This is a genomic window from Mesorhizobium sp. WSM3868 (assembly GCF_002294785.1).
Lineage (GTDB): Bacteria > Pseudomonadota > Alphaproteobacteria > Rhizobiales > Rhizobiaceae > Mesorhizobium.
Genome location: NZ_NSGB01000006.1, coordinates 313,960 through 330,642, shown reverse-complemented (window position 1 = coordinate 330,642; position 16,683 = coordinate 313,960). Strand labels below are relative to the sequence as shown.

At 63.3% G+C, this 16,683-nt stretch carries 16 protein-coding genes; 11 read left to right on the top strand and 5 right to left on the bottom strand.

The annotated features are described in order from the left end of the window. Positions 1 to 72 precede the first annotated feature (72 nt). The gene (locus tag CK221_RS13105; protein WP_095778008.1) at positions 73 to 2,157 is read right to left on the bottom strand and encodes an ABC transporter substrate-binding protein; all 2,085 of its coding nucleotides are present in this window, start codon (positions 2,155 to 2,157) and stop codon (positions 73 to 75) included. 107 nt (positions 2,158 to 2,264) lie between these two features. Continuing rightward, positions 2,265 to 3,731, bottom strand: coding sequence for an alpha-glucosidase/alpha-galactosidase (locus tag CK221_RS13100; protein WP_095778007.1), 1,467 nt, complete (start codon positions 3,729 to 3,731; stop codon positions 2,265 to 2,267). Between the two features lie 251 nt (positions 3,732 to 3,982). Here CK221_RS13100 and CK221_RS13095 point away from each other — a divergent pair, with 251 nt between their 5' ends. Beyond that, positions 3,983 to 4,825, top strand: coding sequence for an AraC family transcriptional regulator (locus CK221_RS13095; RefSeq protein WP_095778034.1), 843 nt, complete (start codon positions 3,983 to 3,985; stop codon positions 4,823 to 4,825). Between the two features lie 11 nt (positions 4,826 to 4,836). Here the strand turns inward: CK221_RS13095 and CK221_RS13090 are convergent, their stop codons facing one another. Then, positions 4,837 to 5,997 (bottom strand): glycoside hydrolase family 25 protein, encoded by a 1,161-nt coding sequence (locus CK221_RS13090; RefSeq protein ID WP_095778006.1) that lies wholly within the window; start codon positions 5,995 to 5,997, stop codon positions 4,837 to 4,839. 250 nt (positions 5,998 to 6,247) lie between these two features. Here CK221_RS13090 and CK221_RS13085 point away from each other — a divergent pair, with 250 nt between their 5' ends. Then, complete coding sequence (locus CK221_RS13085) at positions 6,248 to 8,014, top strand: acyl-CoA dehydrogenase family protein (protein WP_095778005.1); 1,767 nt, start codon at positions 6,248 to 6,250, stop codon at positions 8,012 to 8,014. Positions 8,015 to 8,041: 27 nt separating this feature from the next. After that, positions 8,042 to 8,794 carry a crotonase/enoyl-CoA hydratase family protein gene (locus tag CK221_RS13080; RefSeq protein WP_095778004.1) on the top strand — a complete coding sequence of 251 codons (753 nt, stop codon included), beginning with the start codon at positions 8,042 to 8,044 and terminating at the stop codon, positions 8,792 to 8,794. 22 nt (positions 8,795 to 8,816) lie between these two features. Here CK221_RS13080 and pdxH read toward each other — a convergent pair whose 3' ends face one another. Beyond that, complete coding sequence (pdxH, locus tag CK221_RS13075) at positions 8,817 to 9,434, bottom strand: pyridoxamine 5'-phosphate oxidase (RefSeq protein ID WP_095778003.1); 618 nt, start codon at positions 9,432 to 9,434, stop codon at positions 8,817 to 8,819. Between the two features lie 40 nt (positions 9,435 to 9,474). On the opposite strand from pdxH, the gene CK221_RS13070 reads away from it, so the two are divergent. The 5 genes from CK221_RS13070 (at position 9,475) to CK221_RS29755 (ending at position 13,321) form a co-directional block, all read left to right on the top strand. After that, entirely contained in the window at positions 9,475 to 9,939 is a 465-nt protein-coding gene (locus CK221_RS13070) for an RT0821/Lpp0805 family surface protein (RefSeq protein ID WP_067327836.1), read from the top strand. 99 nt (positions 9,940 to 10,038) lie between these two features. Continuing rightward, on the top strand, positions 10,039 to 10,965 hold the full coding sequence (locus CK221_RS13065; RefSeq protein WP_095778002.1) for a DnaJ C-terminal domain-containing protein: 927 nt from the start codon (positions 10,039 to 10,041) through the stop codon (positions 10,963 to 10,965). 107 nt (positions 10,966 to 11,072) lie between these two features. After that, the gene (fabI, locus tag CK221_RS13060) at positions 11,073 to 11,891 is read left to right on the top strand and encodes an enoyl-ACP reductase FabI (RefSeq protein WP_059186698.1); all 819 of its coding nucleotides are present in this window, start codon (positions 11,073 to 11,075) and stop codon (positions 11,889 to 11,891) included. A 51-nt stretch (positions 11,892 to 11,942) separates the two neighbouring features. Beyond that, positions 11,943 to 12,530: a histidine phosphatase family protein gene (locus CK221_RS13055; protein ID WP_095778001.1), complete on the top strand. Its 588-nt coding sequence runs from the start codon at positions 11,943 to 11,945 to the stop codon at positions 12,528 to 12,530. Positions 12,531 to 12,862: 332 nt separating this feature from the next. Further along, positions 12,863 to 13,321, top strand: coding sequence for a hypothetical protein (locus CK221_RS29755; protein ID WP_141245808.1), 459 nt, complete (start codon positions 12,863 to 12,865; stop codon positions 13,319 to 13,321). 18 nt (positions 13,322 to 13,339) lie between these two features. Here the strand turns inward: CK221_RS29755 and CK221_RS13045 are convergent, their stop codons facing one another. Continuing rightward, the gene (locus CK221_RS13045; RefSeq protein ID WP_066998075.1) at positions 13,340 to 13,597 is read right to left on the bottom strand and encodes a DUF1344 domain-containing protein; all 258 of its coding nucleotides are present in this window, start codon (positions 13,595 to 13,597) and stop codon (positions 13,340 to 13,342) included. Between the two features lie 211 nt (positions 13,598 to 13,808). Here CK221_RS13045 and aroC point away from each other — a divergent pair, with 211 nt between their 5' ends. From aroC to CK221_RS13030, 3 genes are all read left to right on the top strand, one after another. Then, positions 13,809 to 14,909: a chorismate synthase gene (gene aroC, locus CK221_RS13040; RefSeq protein ID WP_095777999.1), complete on the top strand. Its 1,101-nt coding sequence runs from the start codon at positions 13,809 to 13,811 to the stop codon at positions 14,907 to 14,909. Between the two features lie 101 nt (positions 14,910 to 15,010). After that, positions 15,011 to 16,111 carry a 3,4-dihydroxy-2-butanone-4-phosphate synthase gene (gene ribB, locus CK221_RS13035; protein ID WP_095777998.1) on the top strand — a complete coding sequence of 367 codons (1,101 nt, stop codon included), beginning with the start codon at positions 15,011 to 15,013 and terminating at the stop codon, positions 16,109 to 16,111. Positions 16,112 to 16,142: 31 nt separating this feature from the next. After that, positions 16,143 to 16,679, top strand: a complete 537-nt coding sequence (locus tag CK221_RS13030; RefSeq protein ID WP_095777997.1) for a GNAT family N-acetyltransferase — start codon at positions 16,143 to 16,145, stop codon at positions 16,677 to 16,679. The last annotated feature ends 4 nt before the right edge of the window (positions 16,680 to 16,683 follow it).

Here is a 16,683-nt window from a genome sequence, read left to right as displayed (position 1 = left end):
GCGCCGGCCACTTCCTCGCCTTCATCCATCTCGCCGCAGCTATGCTATGGATGCGCTGAATGTCGATTCAGCCTAGTTCATCGGCCCCTTGTCTCCGGGCTTGCCGGGAAGCTCGTCGGGGAAGAGCTCATATTTCGCCTGTTTGTCGGCTGCGACGAAGACGCGTTCGCGGATGATCGAATCCTCGGCCCAGTTGAACATGAAGATCGGCGTTCCCTGCGGGATGTTGGAGAAGCGCTTGTTGACGATCAGCGCGCCGGGATATTCCGTCAGCCCGACATTGTAGACGTGCTCGGTCGAGATCTTCTGGAACTTCTTCATCAGGTCGGCGCGCTGGTCGTTGTCCTGCGTCGTGACGAACTTGTTCACGATGTCGACGAGGTCCTTCTCGAACGGCATCAGATCGACTTCGCCGCTTTCAGGCGCGCGATGGTTCCAACTGGTCTTGGGACCGACCGGAGCGAGTTGCTCCGTGTTCTGCACAACGGAGGTGAGCTCCTGGTCATTGCGCCGGATCAGCCAGTCGAAGCGGCCGGAATACTGGATCGCGTCGCGCTGCGTGCCGTTGACCCCGTTGAGCACGACCCTCAGCCCAAGCTTCTCCATCTGCGCCACGACGCCCTCGGCAAGGCTCTTGTCGGTGGTGTAGTCATTGTTGACCAGCATCACGATCTCGACGTTCTTGCCGCCGGCGGTGCCCGCCGGGAAGTTCACGAAGCCGTCGCCGTCGGTATCCTTGAGACCGGCCTTGGCGAGCTCGGCCTTGGCCCCTTGGAGATCGAACGGGTAATAAACCGTCGACTTGCGGTCATAGAAGCTGGTGCCGGAGGAGAAGCCGCCGGGATAGATGGCGGTGAACGGTCCCTTGACCAGCGAGTCGCCGAGCGCCTTGCGGTCGATCGCCATGGTTACGGCCTTGCGGAAATCCTCGTTGCGGTTCAATTCGCGGATCGCTTGGCCGCGCTCGTCCGGGTTGCCCCAGCCATTGGCGGAGAAATTCATACGCAGATTGTAGCCGATGAGCCGCGGACCGAAGGCAAGCCGTGCCGGCGCGTTCTTGTCAGCCGCGCGCTTCAGCGAGGCGACGAAGTTCTCGGGCTGCTCGAGATTGGAGAAGTCGCCCGAGCCTGCGACGGCCTGGACGTCGCGATCTGCCCAGGTCGAGAGCTTGTATTGCAGCTCGTTGAGATAAGGCAGTTGGTTGCCCTTCTCGTCGACCTTCCAGTAGTAAGGGTTGCGCCGCATGACGATGATGTCGTCCGGGCGGTATTCGACCGGCACCCAGGCGCCCATCACCGGCATGTTCATGTATTCCGGCGGGAAGGCGTTCTTGAACTGGTCGTAGGTGTTCTTCGAATATTTCGGATGCTGCGGCTTCAAAATGTGCGCCGGGCCGGGGCAGAAGGTGCCGTAGGCCATCGCGTAGAGATATTGCCTCGGAAACGCTTCCTTGAACGTCCATTCGACAGTGTAGTCGTCGATCTTCTTGAGCGTCGTGCCGACGCCGAAGGTTTCGGGCGTCGCCCCGTTGAGCGGCGACACGTTGGGGTCGACGACCTCGTCATCCCAGTAGAACATGACGTCGTCGGCGTTGAAGGGCACGCCGTCCGACCATTTGGCGCCTTCGACGAGATGCATGGTGAGCTTGTGGCCGTCTTTCGACCATTCCCAGCCCTTGGCAAGGTTCGGCAGCGGCTCGGTGTCCTTGGCGTCGACCTGGAACAGCGGCGCGGTGCGTGTCAGACATTCGGAAAGCGCGATGTCGATGCCGCCCCAGCCTTGCGTCTGGCCGGCACCGTAGTTCCAGCCTTCCGGCCTGCCGCCGATGACATGGCGCATCGTGTCACCATAGACGCCGATGCCGTCCGGCATGTTGGCGGTCTTGAAGACCAGCGGTTCCTTGGGCAGCCTGTCCTTGAGCGGCGGCAGCTTGCCGGTCTTGACGTATTTCTGCGTCACCCAGTCCGGCTCGTGGTAATCGGGCAGCGCCTTGAACTCCAAGATGGAGTCGCGCGCCACATAATGGATCTTGCCCTCGGCCGGGAATGTCGCCGGCTCCGGCGGGATCGTCGGTTCCGAAGCGAAAGCGGTGAGCGCCGGAATAGAAACGCCGAGCGCCAGTCCGGCGGCAATGCCAATTCTGTGTAAGTTCCTCATTGTCTCCTCCCAGATGTTTTGAACGTCTGCTGCTTGCCCGCCGCTTGATCTTTATTTTGAGGGCCGTTTCGGCGGTCTGCCTCCTGCAGGTCCGCCTGCCCGAAATCTCAGCCGGCCTGTTTCAGTGCCGCCTTTTCGGCGCGCAGTTCGTCGATCGAGCGCACGTTGCGCCGCGCCGCGCCCGCCCATTCGCGGGTCTTGACCTTCGACTTCGCAAGTCGCTCCTTTGCCGCCGGCACGGCGTCCGCATATTGCGGCAGCCAGGCGGCCTGGGCGACGACCATCTCGTCCACCATCTGCCAGACCTCCTCCGGCGTCGACACCGCGCCGACCAGCGGATCGTGCAGCATGGCGAGCTTCAAAAGATCGATGTCGCCGGCGATCGCGGCATGCACCGACATGCGCTGGACGTTGATCGATGACATGCAGGTGGCGGCGCATGCCTCGGGCAGCGTGATGCCGGCGGCCATGTTGATGCCGAAGCGATCGACGAAGCCGGGTGACTCGATGATGGCGTCCTGTGGCAGGTTGGTGATCACGCCGTTGTTCTTGACGTTGAAATGGCCACGGTAGACGCGGTTTGTTTCCAGCGCCTCGAGGATGTGGCTGGCATGCTCGTTGGAGCGTTTGGCCGGGTCGATCGGCTTCGACGCCGCTTCGAGGAACTGCGGATACTCGGTCTCGAACCAATTGCGGGTCTCGGTCGAGTAGCGGAGATAGCCGCCGGTCTCGCCATGGATCCAGTCCGACATGTCGATCCAGCGTGTGATCTCGTCGGGGCGCTTGCGGTACCAGGGCAGGTATTCGGACAGATGCCCATTGCTTTCGGTCGAATAGACGCCGAAGCGCTTCAGCACGTCGATGCGCAGCTTCTCCTGCTTCGAATAGACCGGATGCGCTTCGAAGGCGGCGACCAGCTCTTCCTTGCCGATCGCGCGGCCGTTCAACCTGAGCTCGATGAACCAGGTCTGGTGATTGATGCCGGAGCAGACATAGTCGAGCTCCCTGGGCGACTTCGCGCCGAGCACCTCGGCGATCTGTTCGGCGCCGTGCTGCACGCCGTGGCAGAGCCCGACCGTGTCGACCTTGCCGTATTCGATCGCGGCCCAGGTGTTCATCGCCATCGGGTTGGCGTAGTTCAGGAACTTGGCGTCTGTCTCGGCTACTTCGCGGATGTCCTTGCAGAAGTCGAGGATCACCGGGATGTTGCGCTGGCCGTAGAGGATGCCGCCGGCGCAGATCGTGTCGCCGACGCATTGGTCGATGCCGTATTTCAGCGGGATGCGGATGTCGTCGGCATAGGCTTCGAGGCCGCCGACGCGCACGCAGCTGATGATGTAGCGCGCGCCTTCCAGCGCCTTGCGGCGGTCGGTCGTCGCCGTCACTTTGGTCGGCAGCCCGTTTGCTTCCACGATCCGATCGAGGATCGCCTGGATCATCCCGAGATTGTGCTCGCTGATGTCGGTCAGCGCGAATTCGATGTCCTTGAATTCGGGCACGCAGAGAATGTCGGTGAACAGCTTCTTGGTGAAGCCGACGCTGCCGGCGCCAATAATAGCGATTTTGAAGCTCATCACCTTCACCTCGATCCAATCGAATGTTAGGCAAGGAGCAGCAAGGGAGGGTATGGCCGCGCGCCGGCAGGCGCGCTCGCCATGTGGAGCCGCAAATCCAGCTCTTTCTCCTCCCGCCCGCTCCTCGACCGCGGGTCTTTCCCGTTCTTGAGTGAGCCGGATTATGCGCTTATTCGCCAGCGCGGCCAGAGAAGGATTATGCTTTCGAGGGTAATTTTGTGCTGCAGGATCTGATCGCCAATGGAAAGCTGATGCGCACGATTTCGCTGCCGCGCGGGCGCCAGCGCCTGCATGCCATGCCGACCAGCACCGGCTACGAGGTGCGCGAGGACGAGACTTACGACTGGGACGGGCGAAAGCGCGGCCAGACCCCGTTTACCGTGCTCCAGCATACGATCAGCGGCACCGGGCAATTGCGCTATGAAAGCCGCAATTACCGCCTGCAGGCGAACGATACGCTGCTGGTGCTGGTGCCGCACAACCATCGCTACTGGCTGGCCAAGGGCGACCGCTGGGAATATTTCTGGATCTCGATGAACGGCGAGGAGGCGCTGCGCGTCCACAAGTCGATCCTCAGCGTCTCAGGTCCCGTGTTCCGGCTGCAGCCGGCGACCATCGATCACCTTGCCGATTGCAGCCTGCGCCTCATCAAGGGCGCCGCCTCGCCGGGCGCGGCCTCGGCAATCGCCTATGAGGCGGCGATGGCGCTTTACGACGATGTCTTCGGCTCGCACGCCTTCGCCGAAAAGCAGAGCGCCATGCAGCCGGTCATCGATCACATAAACGCCAATCTCGACAAGCCGCTGCCGGTGGCGGAGCTGGTCGAAATCAGCGGCCTCAGCCGCGCCCATTTCTCGCGCTGCTTCGCCGAGAGCGAAGGATTGCCGCCGGCCGAGTTCGTCCTGCAGCAGCGGCTGCAGCGCGCCGCCAAGTTGCTGACCAAGGCCGATTTCCTGCCGGTCAAGGAAGTCGCTGTTCTGTGCGGTTTCGACGACCCCAACTACTTTTCCAAGGTGTTTCGCCGCTGCTACGGCATCACGCCCACACAGTTCCGCACCACCGGCATGTATGCCAGCCTGGGCAATCATCGTTGACGCTGCCTTGACTACTGCCTGCGGTGGTCGAGCGTCGTCGATGCAGTGCTGACCGGATCGGCGGCCGCGAAGGCGGCGTCGAGCTGTTCGGGCGTGCGCTGTCCGGCTCGTTTCCAGGCGACATATTGCACGATGCCGAAGCTCGGGCGCTGCGGCACGGTCTTGACCACCGGCATGCGGAATCCGTCGCGGAATTTCTCCCAGCGCGCGCCGAGCACCGCGACCATTTCCTCGATGGTCGGCGGCGTCGCTACATCGGCGTAGGTGATGGTGACCTTGCCGGCGAGGCCCGCTTCGCGCGGGATCGGCACCGGGATCGAGGCGAGGTAATCCGCCGGCACGTCGATCAGGCCGCCAAAGGCCCATTGCTGGCGCAACGCATCGGCTTTCATCGGCGCGACGCTGACGTCGATGTCGTTGGGCGTGCCCGGCACGCGATAGGGGCAGCTGAAGCGGCCGCAATTCGCCTTTGCCGCGAACTGCCAGAGCGCGTAACCCTGCCAGTTGCCCATCGGGAAATGCACGTCGATGTCCGGCTTGTAGCGCGCATACCAGAGCGGCAGCCGCGACAACAGCCGGTAGGTGTAACGGTTGTCGGCTATGTACTGGGCGGTCTTGCCGTTCGAGTAGAGCACCGGGAAGCGACCGAGGCGGCGATGCACCTGGCGCACGAATTCTTCCGCGTCCTCGAGCGACATCCATTGCGCGGGATCGATGCCCTCGATGTCGAGGGCAATGAGATCGTCCGGCGCCGGCTCGGCGAAATCGATGAAATTGTTGGCCTGCTCGACCGGATTGCCGGGGCGGGCGAGGTGATAGGCGCCCCATTTCAGGCCGAGCGCCTTCGCCACCACCTTGCGCGTCTGGAAAAGCTCGCGCGTCACCGCATGGCGCTTCCACAGCGCCTTGCAGAGTTTCACCTCGGTCTCGTCGCCGAAGCAGAAATAGGGCGGCGGCAGCCCGTCGGACGCCTTGTTGATGAAGCCGACAATGCGTTTGTCGGTGGCGAGCTCAGCCCAGTCGATGGAGTTATATTCGTAGGCGTCGATCACCAGCGCGCGGTCGAGATTCTTCCACGGCTCGGAGAAATCCGAGGCCTTTGCCGCCGTGCCCAGCGCAACCGCAGCCGCGAGAAGCGCCAGGCGGCGAAGAGGGCGCGCCGGCTTTTTCAATCAGGGTGTCCCCACTGACCAGAGGACGATCCTGAACCGCTATGGTTAAGGAAGTGCTGTCAAACCGCGACGTGTTCAGCGCCGGAACAGCGACTGAACCTCTCCGGCCGTGGACGACGAAGTCTACGCTTGCAAAATCCGCGTGTTTGACGTTTACGTAAAAAGAAGGACGCAGGCCAACCCCAAGTATGGATGGCCTCGCTTCGGCTACGCGACTACGGTGGGCCGCACTGGAGGAGAAGCAGGCACAATGTATCGCGCACCGGTCGAGGACATCGCCTTCACGCTGAAGCAGGTAGCCGGCCTGAAGCCGGCGCTGGATGCCGGCACCTTCGGCGATCTGGGCGAGGACCTTGTCGACGCGATCCTGGCCGAGGCCGGGCGCTTCGCCAGCGAGGAGGTTGCGCCGCTCTACAAGATCGGCGACGAGCATGGCGCGGTGTTGAAGGGCGCTTCTGTCACCACACCGCCCGGCTGGAAGGAGCTTTACCGGCGCTGGATCGAAGGCGGCTGGAACGCGCTGTCCGGGCCGGCCGAATATGGCGGCCAGGGCTTGCCGACCATGCTAGCCGTCGCCGCGCTCGAAATGTGGAACTCCGCCGCCATGGCCTTCGGCATCGGCCCGACGCTCACCATGGGCGCGGTCGAGGCGCTCGACAAGCACGCCTCCGAGGCGCTCAAGGCCAAATACCTGGCGAAGCTCGTCTCGGGCGAGTGGATGGGCACGATGAACCTGACCGAGCCGCAGGCGGGCTCGGACCTCGCCGCTTTGCGCACCCGTGCCGAGCCTGCCGGCGACGGCACCTACCGCATCTTCGGCCAGAAGATATTCATCACCTATGGCGAGCACGATTTCACCGACAACATCGTGCATCTGGTGCTGGCTAGGCTGCCCGACGCGCCCGCCGGCACGCGCGGCATCTCGCTCTTCCTGGTGCCGAAGTTCCTGGTCGATGACGATGGCTCGCTCGGCGCCCGCAACGACGTCTTCTGTTCCGGCCTCGAGCACAAGCTCGGCATCCACGCTTCGCCGACCTGCACCATGATCTATGGCGACGGTTTTGCGGGCATGACGCCCGGCGCCATCGGCTGGCTGATCGGCGAGGAGAACAAGGGGTTGGCCTGCATGTTCACGATGATGAACAACGCTCGTCTCGCGGTGGGCATGCAGGGCGTTGCAGTGGCCGAAACCGCCACGCAGAAGGCGATCGCCTATGCCAATGAGCGCCGGCAGGGCAAGGCATCTGATTATTCAGGGTCCGGCATGGCGCCGATCGTCCATCACCCGGACGTGCAGCGCAATCTTCTCACCATGCAGGCGCTGACGCAGATCGCGCGTGCTATCGCCTATACCTGTGCGCACGCCATCGACCGTGCCCGTGTCGCCGAGGGCGAGGCCGCCGCCAACTGGCGCGACCGCGCCAATCTCTTGACGCCGCTGGCAAAAGCCTTTTCGACCGATGTCGGCGTCGAGGTCGCTTCGCTGGGGATCCAGGTGCATGGCGGCATGGGCTTCATCGAGGAGACGGGCGCGGCGGCGCTCTATCGCGACGCCCGCATCGCGCCGATCTATGAAGGCACCAACGGCATCCAGGCGATCGACCTCGTCTCGCGAAAACTGCCGCTCGGCGGCGGCGAGCACGTGCATCGCTATATCGGCGAATTGAAAGCGATGGCCGATGCGGTCCGCACCTCCAACATCGAGGGTTTCGGCCGCACCGCCGACAATCTCGATCGCGCGCTTGCCGATCTCGACGAGGCGACCCGCTTCTTGCAAAGGCTGATGGCCGACGGCAAGGCCGATGCCGCAATGGCCGGCGCCACGCCCTATCTGCGCCTAATCTCGCTCGCCGCCGGCGGCGCTTATTTGGCGCAAGGCGGCCTAGCCGACCGCGGCCGCGTCGCGCTTTGCCGCTTCTTTGCCGAGAACCTCCTAGGCGAGACGCGCGCGCTCAAGGAGCGCGTCATCGACGGCGCCGAAAGCCTCGCCGCCGCCGGCAAGGCGCTGATCGCCTGAACAGCCAGTCAGCCGAAGGAACCGATCGTGACCGACCATATCCTCATCGAGCGCCGGGGCGCCGTGCAGATCATCCGCATGAACCGGCCTGAGAAGAAGAATGCGCTGACACGTGCCATGTACGCGAAAATGTCGGCCGCCCTTTCTGAAGGTGATGCCGATCCGACGGTTCGCGTCCATGTCTTTCTCGGCGTGCCCGGTGCCTTTTCCGCCGGCAACGATCTTGCGGATTTCCTGGTGATCGCCACCGGCGGCGAGGGCGGGAATGAGGTGTGGGATTTCCTGATGGCGCTGGCCAAGGCGGAGAAGCCGATGGTCTCGGGTGTCGATGGCATAGCGGTGGGCATCGGCACCACGCTCAATCTGCATTGCGACCTGACCTTCGCCACGCCGCGCACGCTCTTCCGCACCCCCTTCGTCGACCTCGGCCTCGTGCCGGAGGCCGGCTCCAGCCTGCTCGCGCCGCAGATCCTCGGCCGCCAGGGCGCCTTCGCGCTGCTCGGTCTCGGCGAAGGTTTTTCGGCTGAGCGCGCCAAGGCCGCCGGCCTGATCTACGATGTGGTCGTGGAAGACGAGCTGGAAGGCGCGGTGCTGGCTGCGGCGGCCGAGATCGCCGCCAAGCCGCCGCAGGCGCTTAAGATTGCCCGCGATCTGATGCGTGAGCCGCGCGAGGAACTCGTCGCCCGCATCAAGCTCGAGAGCGAGCATTTCCGCGAGCGGCTGAAGTCCGACGAGGCGCGCGCCGCGTTGACCGCCTTCATGACCCGCAAGAAAGGCTGAAAAATCTCCGCTCTCGGCGACATCAGGGGTAGAGCCGCGTCTTGTCCCAGCCGCCGGCGTCGTTTTTCGAGAACACGATGCGGTCATGCAGCCGGAACGGCCGGTCGTGCCAGAACTCGATCGTCTGCGGCAGGATGCGGAAGCCCGACCAGTGTTTCGGCCGCGGGATTTCGCCGATCGCATAGCGCGCCGTGTATTCGGCCACCGCCTTCTCCAGCGCGAAGCGGCTTTCCAGCGGCCGCGACTGTTTCGAGGCCCAGGCGCCGATGCGGCTGCCGCGCGGCCGCGTCGCATAATAGGCGTCGGCCTCGGCGTCGCTGACGATCTCCACCGGCCCGCGCACGCGCACCTGGCGGCGCAGCGATTTCCAGTGGAAGCACATCGCCGCCTTCATGCTGCCAAGAATCTCGCGGCCCTTGGCGCTCTCGAAATTCGTGTAGAAGACAAATCCCCTTTCGTCGAACCCCTTGAGCAGCACCATCCGCACATCCGGCATGCCGTCGGCGTCGACGGTTGCCAACGCAACGCCGTTGGGGTCGTTGATCTCGCTCTTGACGGCGTCGTCCAGCCACTCGGCAAACAGCCGGAACGGCTCCAAAGCCTCGGCGAAGTCACCGCTTGTTAACTCACTTTCGTTCATAGTTTTCCAAATTTTTAACGTTGCGGGAGGAGTTCGCCGATTGTCGCGTATCGCGCAAGCTTTTGACAGCGGGCAATGGAGCGTTATTGCTTCGGCCAGCGCCAAGGCTGCGTTGCTGACATTGGCGCTTCCGCTCGCGGCCTGTGGCGCCGGCGGCTTCAGCCTCGAGAAGGCGGAGGTTGACCGCTCGATCATCACCTCCAGCGCGCCGTCCGCGCCCGCCGTGCCGGCAAGCAGCGACAACGACTCGGACCAGACCACGATTGGCAATGCGGTGTCTTCCGCCGACATCCAGGAGCTCGGCGGCCAGGCGGTGCCATGGGCCAATGCCGGCACCGGCTCGCGCGGCTCGATCACCGAGCTGGTGGAACTCAAGGATGGCGGCTTGACCTGCCGCCGCTTCAACGCGACGCGGGAAAGTTTCGATGGCGTCGCCATGTACCAGGGCGAGCTCTGCATTGCCGACGCCGGAGGCTGGCGCATGCAGGAGTTCAAGGCGCTCTAATTTCACTCTCCATTGGCATCTTGCACCACTGGAATTTCTTCCTATGCGAGCGCATATAGAGGGCAACTGTGGACCCAATCTCTCTTTCAGGCAGGAAGCATGCGCGACCCCTATGAGGTGCTGGGCGTTGCCAAGAACGCCTCGGCCAAGGAAATAAAATCGGCGTACCGCAAGCTCGCCAAGCAGCATCATCCGGACCAGAATCCGAATGATCCGAAGGCGAAAGAGCGTTTTGCGGCCGCCAACCAGGCCTATGAGATCGTCGGCGACGAGAAGCGCCGCGCAGCTTACGATCGCGGCGAGATCGACGCCGACGGCAAGCCGAGATTCCAAGGCTTCGAGGGCGCGCCCGGCGGCGATCCGTTTGCCGGGTTCCGCCGTCAGCAGGGCCCCGGCGGGGCGCATTTCGAATTCCGCACCGGTCGTCCCGGCGGCGATCCATTCGACGGCAACAGCGATATCTTCAGCCAGATCTTCGGCGAGGCCTTTTCGGGTGGGCGGGGTCCAGGCCGTGGCGACCGTCGCCAGCCGGTCCAGGCGCCCGACCTCAATGTCACGCTGGACATCACCGTCGAAGAGGCGGCCACCGCGGAGAAGGTGACGGCGATGTTCCCTGACGGCCGCAAGATGGCGGTCAAGCTTCCCACCTATGTCGAGGAGGGCCAGACCATCCGCCTGAAGGGTCAGGGCGAGCAGGGGCCCGGCCAGCCGGGCGACGCGCTGGTCAAAATTCACATTCGCCGCCATCCGCGCTATCGCATCGAGGGCCGCGACCTGCATGTCGACCTGCCTATCGAACTCGCCGACGCGGTGCTCGGCGCCAAGGTGGCCGTCGAGACGCCGACCGGCAAGCTCGCGGTCAACGTTCCCGCATGGTCGAGCTCGGACAAGGTGTTGCGCCTGAAGGGCAGGGGCCTGCCGGAAAAAGTAGGTGGCCATGGCGATCTCTACGCCCATGTGCGGCTGATGCTGCCGGAGGGTGGAGACGCCGATCTCGAAGCCCTGATGCGTAAGCGGAAAGGCTGATCGAAGCGGTTTTCTCCTCAAGCCAGTCTGTTTTCGACGCTTGAAGGGGCCCTGTGCCTGTGCGATAGGGCTCCACAAAGCAGACATTCTTGCGGAGAATTGCGCACATGGCGGGTGGACAGGGCCTGATGGCCGGTAAGCGAGGCCTCATCCTTGGCGTCGCAAACAATCGGTCGATCGCTTTCGGCATCGCCAAGGCTTGCGTCGATCACGGCGCCGAAATCGCGCTGACCTATCAGGGCGAGGCGTTCAAGAAGCGCGTCGAGCCGCTGGCGGCGGAACTCAACGCGCATGTCGCCGGCCATTGCGACGTGACCGATCCGGAAAGCCTGGACGCGGTCTTTGCCGACATCGCCAAGCACTGGGGCAAGCTCGACTTCCTCGTCCATGCCATCGCCTTCTCGGACAAGGATGAGCTGACCGGCCGTTATGTCGAGACGACGCGCGATAATTTCCTGCGCACCATGGATATTTCGGTGTTTTCCTTCACCACCATCGCCAAGCGCGCCGAGCCGCTGATGAGTGAAGGCGGCTCGCTGCTGACACTGACCTATTACGGCGCCGAGAAGGTTATGCCTCACTACAACGTCATGGGCGTCGCCAAGGCGGCGCTCGAGGCCAGCGTGCGCTATCTGGCCGTCGACCTCGGCGCCAAGAAGATCCGCGTCAACGCCATCTCGGCCGGCCCGATCAAGACCCTTGCCGCCTCCGGCATCGGCGACTTCCGCTACATCCTCAAATGGAACGAGTACAACGCGCCGCTCAAGCAGACGGTGACGCAGGAAGAGGTCGGCGATTCCGGCGTCTACTTTCTGTCGGACCTGTCGCGCGGCGTGACCGGCGAGGTCCATCACGTCGATTCCGGCTACCATGTCGTCGGCATGAAGGCGGTCGACGCGCCCGACATCTCGACCGTCAAGGACTAGTTCTCTCCGCCTGTCTATCGTCCAGGCCCTGGCCCGACCTCCGGAGACCTGATGTATCCGCTCGTCTACATCGCGCGCCACGGCCAGACGCAGTGGAACGCCGAGGGTCGGCTGCAAGGCCAGGCGGATACCGATATCAACGAACTTGGCCGCGAGCAGGCGACGCAAAACGGCCGACGGTTGGCGGACCTTATCGGAAACGCCGCGGATTTCGATTTTGTCGCCAGCCCGATGCGCCGCACGCGTGAGACGATGGAACTGATGCGCGCGGCGATGGGTCTCGACCCGCTCGCCTATCGCACCGATCCGCGCTTGGTGGAGCTAAGCTTCGGCGACTGGCAGGGTTTCACCTTTGCCGAACTCGAAAAGCGTGTCCCGGGTTCGACCAAAAGCCGCCGCGCCGCGAAGTGGGATTTCCAGCCGCCCGGCGAGGGCGCCGAAAGCTACGAGATGCTGCTCGAGCGGATAAAACCCTGGTTCGACGCGCTTCGCCAGCCGACCGTCTGCGTCACCCATGGCGGGATCATGCGCTGCTTCTTCCGCTTCGTCACCGGCATTTCCAAGCAGGACGCCGCCAGCCTCGACGTACCGCAGGACCGCCTGCTACGGCTCGAGGGCCGCACCCTGGAGTGGCTGTAAGCCTCTACACCCTGGCAACGAATTGATCGTAGCAGTCGGCAATGCTTACCTGTCATGCTCAGCTTACGATTTTGGGCCGGTTAGGACTGCATGTTCTCCAGTTTGATCGATAGAATTCGCCGACGGCTTGAGTTAGGTCGCCCAATTCGCCGCGGGCAGGCCCTAGGCGACATAGTCGCAGGAGCGCTGGCGGACACTCTGGCACCAGATTTTCAGCGAGTGGGCGATTTGTTCTGGGTGAGCGACCCAAGGGACCACATGCGCTATCTGTTGAAGTTTCAAACGATGAAAGGAATGACTTTTTTGCTTGCTGGGGCGTATCGGTCGACTTTGTGCCGATTTTCGGCCGTGGAAAATTTAAGTGGAAAAGAACGGCAAAGTCGGCCGCCTTTGATCTCTGTATCGACCCCATTGACCTGTCAGGCTCGATTCCAGGCTGGTGTTCTTTCTACGCCAACGATCGTGACTATCATGTCGAACGGGTTGCATTGGCTGCTGTAAAAGCCGCTCGACTGGATTGGTCGAAGATCACTGCATTGGGGGACGTCGCCCACATCTTCGAGCAACGGGCAAAGATGGAGTTCAAACGTTTCGCGTTGGAGAATTACGTGCAAACTGACCTGGCATGGGGCCTCATCCTAATCGCTTTGGGGCGGCTGAACGAAGGTCAGCATCGCCTCGACGCATTTTGTCAGCAGTTCGCTATAGCCCGAGGGTCGACTATCCTCGTAAAGGCGAAGGATGAAGCCACCAAGATAGCGGCCGGACGACCGGCGCCGTTGTTTCGTTGACCAGGTTGCGACCTAATTCTAGTCGCTGTCCGGCAGCTGCATATCGGTCACGACATTCTCGCCATTGGTCACGTCGTAGGCGAGGACGATATCCATGCCGGGCTTCAGCGCGTCGAGATCGGTTTCGGCGTTGAGCTTGTAGGACTTTCCGTCGTCCAGCGTCAGCGTCAGCGTGTCCTTGTCGACCTTCTTGATCAAGCCTTCGGTCTGGCCGGCGAACGCGGCAGCGGTGGAAATGAGCAACATGGCGCAGGCGGCGCCAATCAGGGTACGCATCGTCGTCCTCTTTGGTCATTGCGCCGGCATGAGCAACGGCGGATCCTCAACGGCGGATGGAAGAGAGCAGAAACCAACCGAATGTGTCAAAACTAAATCCTCCAGATCACAGATTGATGCATCCGATCACCGTTTGACCGCTGTGGAAAACGCCAATAGAAGGCACGCTTGAACCGGCGAACCGGGTCCGCGCCGGGCAGGGCGTTTTTCCATGTCTCACAACACCTTCGGCCATCTTTTCCGCGTCACCACCTGGGGTGAAAGCCATGGCGCCGCGCTTGGCTGCGTTGTCGACGGCTGCCCGCCCGGGATCCGCTTCAAGCGCGAGGACATCCAGGCCGAGCTCGACCGGCGCCGCCCGGGCCAGTCGCGCTTCGTCACCCAGCGCCGCGAGCCGGACGAGGTCAAGATCCTCTCCGGCTTCATCCTCGACGAGGACGGCGAGACGATGATCACCACCGGCACGCCGATCTCGATGCTGATCGAGAATGTGGATCAGCGCTCCAAGGATTACGGCGAGATCGCCCGCCAGTACCGGCCGGGCCATGCCGATTACACCTATGAGGTCAAATACGGGTTGCGCGACCATCGCGGCGGCGGCCGCTCCTCGGCGCGCGAGACGGCAGCTAGAGTGGCGGCCGGCGCGCTGGCACGCAAGGTGGTGCCGGGCATGGTGGTGCGCGGCGCGCTGGTTTCGATGGGCGAAAAGTCGATCGATCGCGCCAATTGGAACTGGAATTTCATTGGCGATGCGGAAAACCCGTTTTTCACCCCCGACCCGGCCTCGGTTCCGGTCTTTGCCGCCTATCTCGACGGCATTCGCAAGGCCGGCTCGTCGGTCGGCGCGGTGATCGAGATCGTCGCCGAAGGTGTGCCGGCGGGCCTCGGCGCGCCGATCTATGCCAAGCTCGACCAGGACATCGCCTCCGGCCTGATGTCGATCAACGCCGTCAAGGGCGTCGAGATCGGCAACGGCTTCGAAGCCGCCCGCATCACCGGCGAACAGAATGCCGACGAGATGCGGATCGGCAATGACGGCAAGCCGGTGTTTTTGTCCAACAATGCCGGCGGCATCCTCGGCGGCATCTCGACCGGCCAGGCGATCGTCGCCCGCTTCGCCGTCAAGCCGACCTCCTCGATCCTCACGCCGCGGAAATCGATCGACAAGGACGGCAAAGACGTCGAGGTCATGACCAAGGGCCGCCACGATCCCTGCGTCGGCATCCGCGCCGTGCCGATCGGCGAGGCCATGGTTGCCTGCGCGATTGCGGATCATTATCTGCGGCATAGAGGACAGACGGGAAGGCAGTAAGGCAGTAGGTGAGTATGTTACGTCGCATTCGGCGACGCCAAACTTTTTCCTTTTCCCTACTCCCTTACTGCCCTATTCCCCAAGCGAGCTAGCGAGCGTCCATGCCATACGACCAGAAGAAGATCGTCGAAGCGATCCGCGCTTTCGAGCGCGGCGAGATCGTCGTCGTCATGGACGATGACGGGCGCGAGAACGAGGGCGACCTGATCGTTGCCGCCGTCCACTGCACGCCGGAAAAGATGGCCTTCATCGTCCGCAACACCTCCGGCATCGTCTGCACGCCGATGCTGCGCGAGGACGCAAGGCGGCTGAACCTTGCGCCCATGGTGGCCGACAATGATTCCGCCCACACCACGGCTTTTACCGTCAGCGTCGACTTCAAGCACGGCACCACGACGGGTATTTCGGCGGACGACCGCACGCTCACCGTGCGTAACCTCGCCAATGGCAATGTTGGTGCCTCCGACTTCGTGCGGCCCGGCCACATCTTCCCCCTGATCGCGCGCGAAGGCGGTGTCTTGATGCGCTCGGGCCATACGGAAGCCGCGGTCGACCTGTGCAAGCTCGCCGGGCTGCCGCCGATCGGCGTCATCTCCGAACTGGTCAACGACGACGGCACCGTCAAGCGTGGACCTGAGGTGCAGGCTTTCGCCGCGCAGCACGGGCTGAAGCAGGTTTCGGTCGCCGATCTCATCGCCTATCGCCAGCGCAAGGAAACGCTGGTCGAGCGCGTCGCCTGCTCCGACATCGAGACGCCCGGCGGCAAGGCGCAGGTCTTCACCTACACGCTGCCCTGGGATTCCATGCACCATGTCGCGGTCGTCTTTGGCGACATCCGCGACGGCGAGGAGGTGCCGGTGCGGCTGCATTCGGAAGACGTCGTCACCGACGTCTTCGGCACCAGCCACCGCTTGGACCACATCATGGAGGCGATGGGCGAGCGCAAGCGTGGCGTCATCGTCTACCTGCGCGAAGGCTCGGTCGGCGTCGCCCATCAGGAGCGCAAACGGCCCCAGAGCGGCGACCGCGAGGATCACGAAGAGGCGCGCCGGCGCGAGAACGAGTGGCGCGAGATCGGGCTCGGAGCGCAGATCCTCAAGGATCTCGGCATTTCCTCGATCAACCTGATCGCCTCGCGCGAGCGCCACTATGTCGGGCTCGAAGGATTCGGCATTCACATCGCCAAGACGGAAATTCTCTGACGTTTCGGCCGACAGGCGGCGGAGAAAAACGATGGCCGCGCCATTGCCTCTCAGCCAGCAGACCGAACGACTGCTGCTACGCCGGCCCAAACAGGCGGATCTGGAGTTTCTGGCCGATCTTTTCTCGCGCCCCGAACTGGTGGCGCATCGCCCCGACCCGACGCCGGACACGCCGCAGCAGAGTGCCGCAAGGCTCGCTCGCGACATCGATCATTGGGAGAAGCACGGATTTGGTCGCTGGGCGGTCGAAGCCAACGAGAGGCTGATCGGCTTCGGCGGTGTCACCTTATCGAGCGATTTCGATGGGCTGAACCTGTCCTATCATCTTCACCCCGAGACCTGGGGGCATGGCTACGCGACGGAACTGGTCCGGGGGAGCTTGCACGCGGCTTTCGGCCCCTTGCGCGCCGATCGGGTGATCGCACTGGCGCGTCCCGCCAATCCCGCATCGCGGCGCGTGCTGGAGAAATGCGGCTTCGTCTTCGAGCGAGAGATCATGCTCCATGGCGCGCCGACGGGGCTTTACGCAGTCCCGGCGGCGAAGTTCGTTCCAAAGCAGGACATATAGCCAG

Bases quoted from the DNA above. Each gene is read 5' to 3' on its own strand.
- CK221_RS13105 (WP_095778008.1), bottom strand. From the start codon at position 2,157: ATGAGGAACTTACACAGAATTGGCATTGCCGCCGGACTGGCGCTCGGC.
- CK221_RS13100 (WP_095778007.1), bottom strand. From the start codon at position 3,731: ATGAGCTTCAAAATCGCTATTATTGGCGCCGGCAGCGTCGGCTTCACC.
- CK221_RS13095 (WP_095778034.1), top strand. From the start codon at position 3,983: ATGCGCACGATTTCGCTGCCGCGCGGGCGCCAGCGCCTGCATGCCATG.
- CK221_RS13085 (WP_095778005.1), top strand. From the start codon at position 6,248: ATGTATCGCGCACCGGTCGAGGACATCGCCTTCACGCTGAAGCAGGTA.
- pdxH (WP_095778003.1), bottom strand. From the start codon at position 9,434: ATGAACGAAAGTGAGTTAACAAGCGGTGACTTCGCCGAGGCTTTGGAG.
- CK221_RS13065 (WP_095778002.1), top strand. From the start codon at position 10,039: ATGCGCGACCCCTATGAGGTGCTGGGCGTTGCCAAGAACGCCTCGGCC.
- fabI (WP_059186698.1), top strand. From the start codon at position 11,073: ATGGCGGGTGGACAGGGCCTGATGGCCGGTAAGCGAGGCCTCATCCTT.
- CK221_RS13055 (WP_095778001.1), top strand. From the start codon at position 11,943: ATGTATCCGCTCGTCTACATCGCGCGCCACGGCCAGACGCAGTGGAAC.
- CK221_RS13045 (WP_066998075.1), bottom strand. From the start codon at position 13,597: ATGCGTACCCTGATTGGCGCCGCCTGCGCCATGTTGCTCATTTCCACC.
- aroC (WP_095777999.1), top strand. From the start codon at position 13,809: ATGTCTCACAACACCTTCGGCCATCTTTTCCGCGTCACCACCTGGGGT.
- ribB (WP_095777998.1), top strand. From the start codon at position 15,011: ATGCCATACGACCAGAAGAAGATCGTCGAAGCGATCCGCGCTTTCGAG.
- CK221_RS13030 (WP_095777997.1), top strand. From the start codon at position 16,143: ATGGCCGCGCCATTGCCTCTCAGCCAGCAGACCGAACGACTGCTGCTA.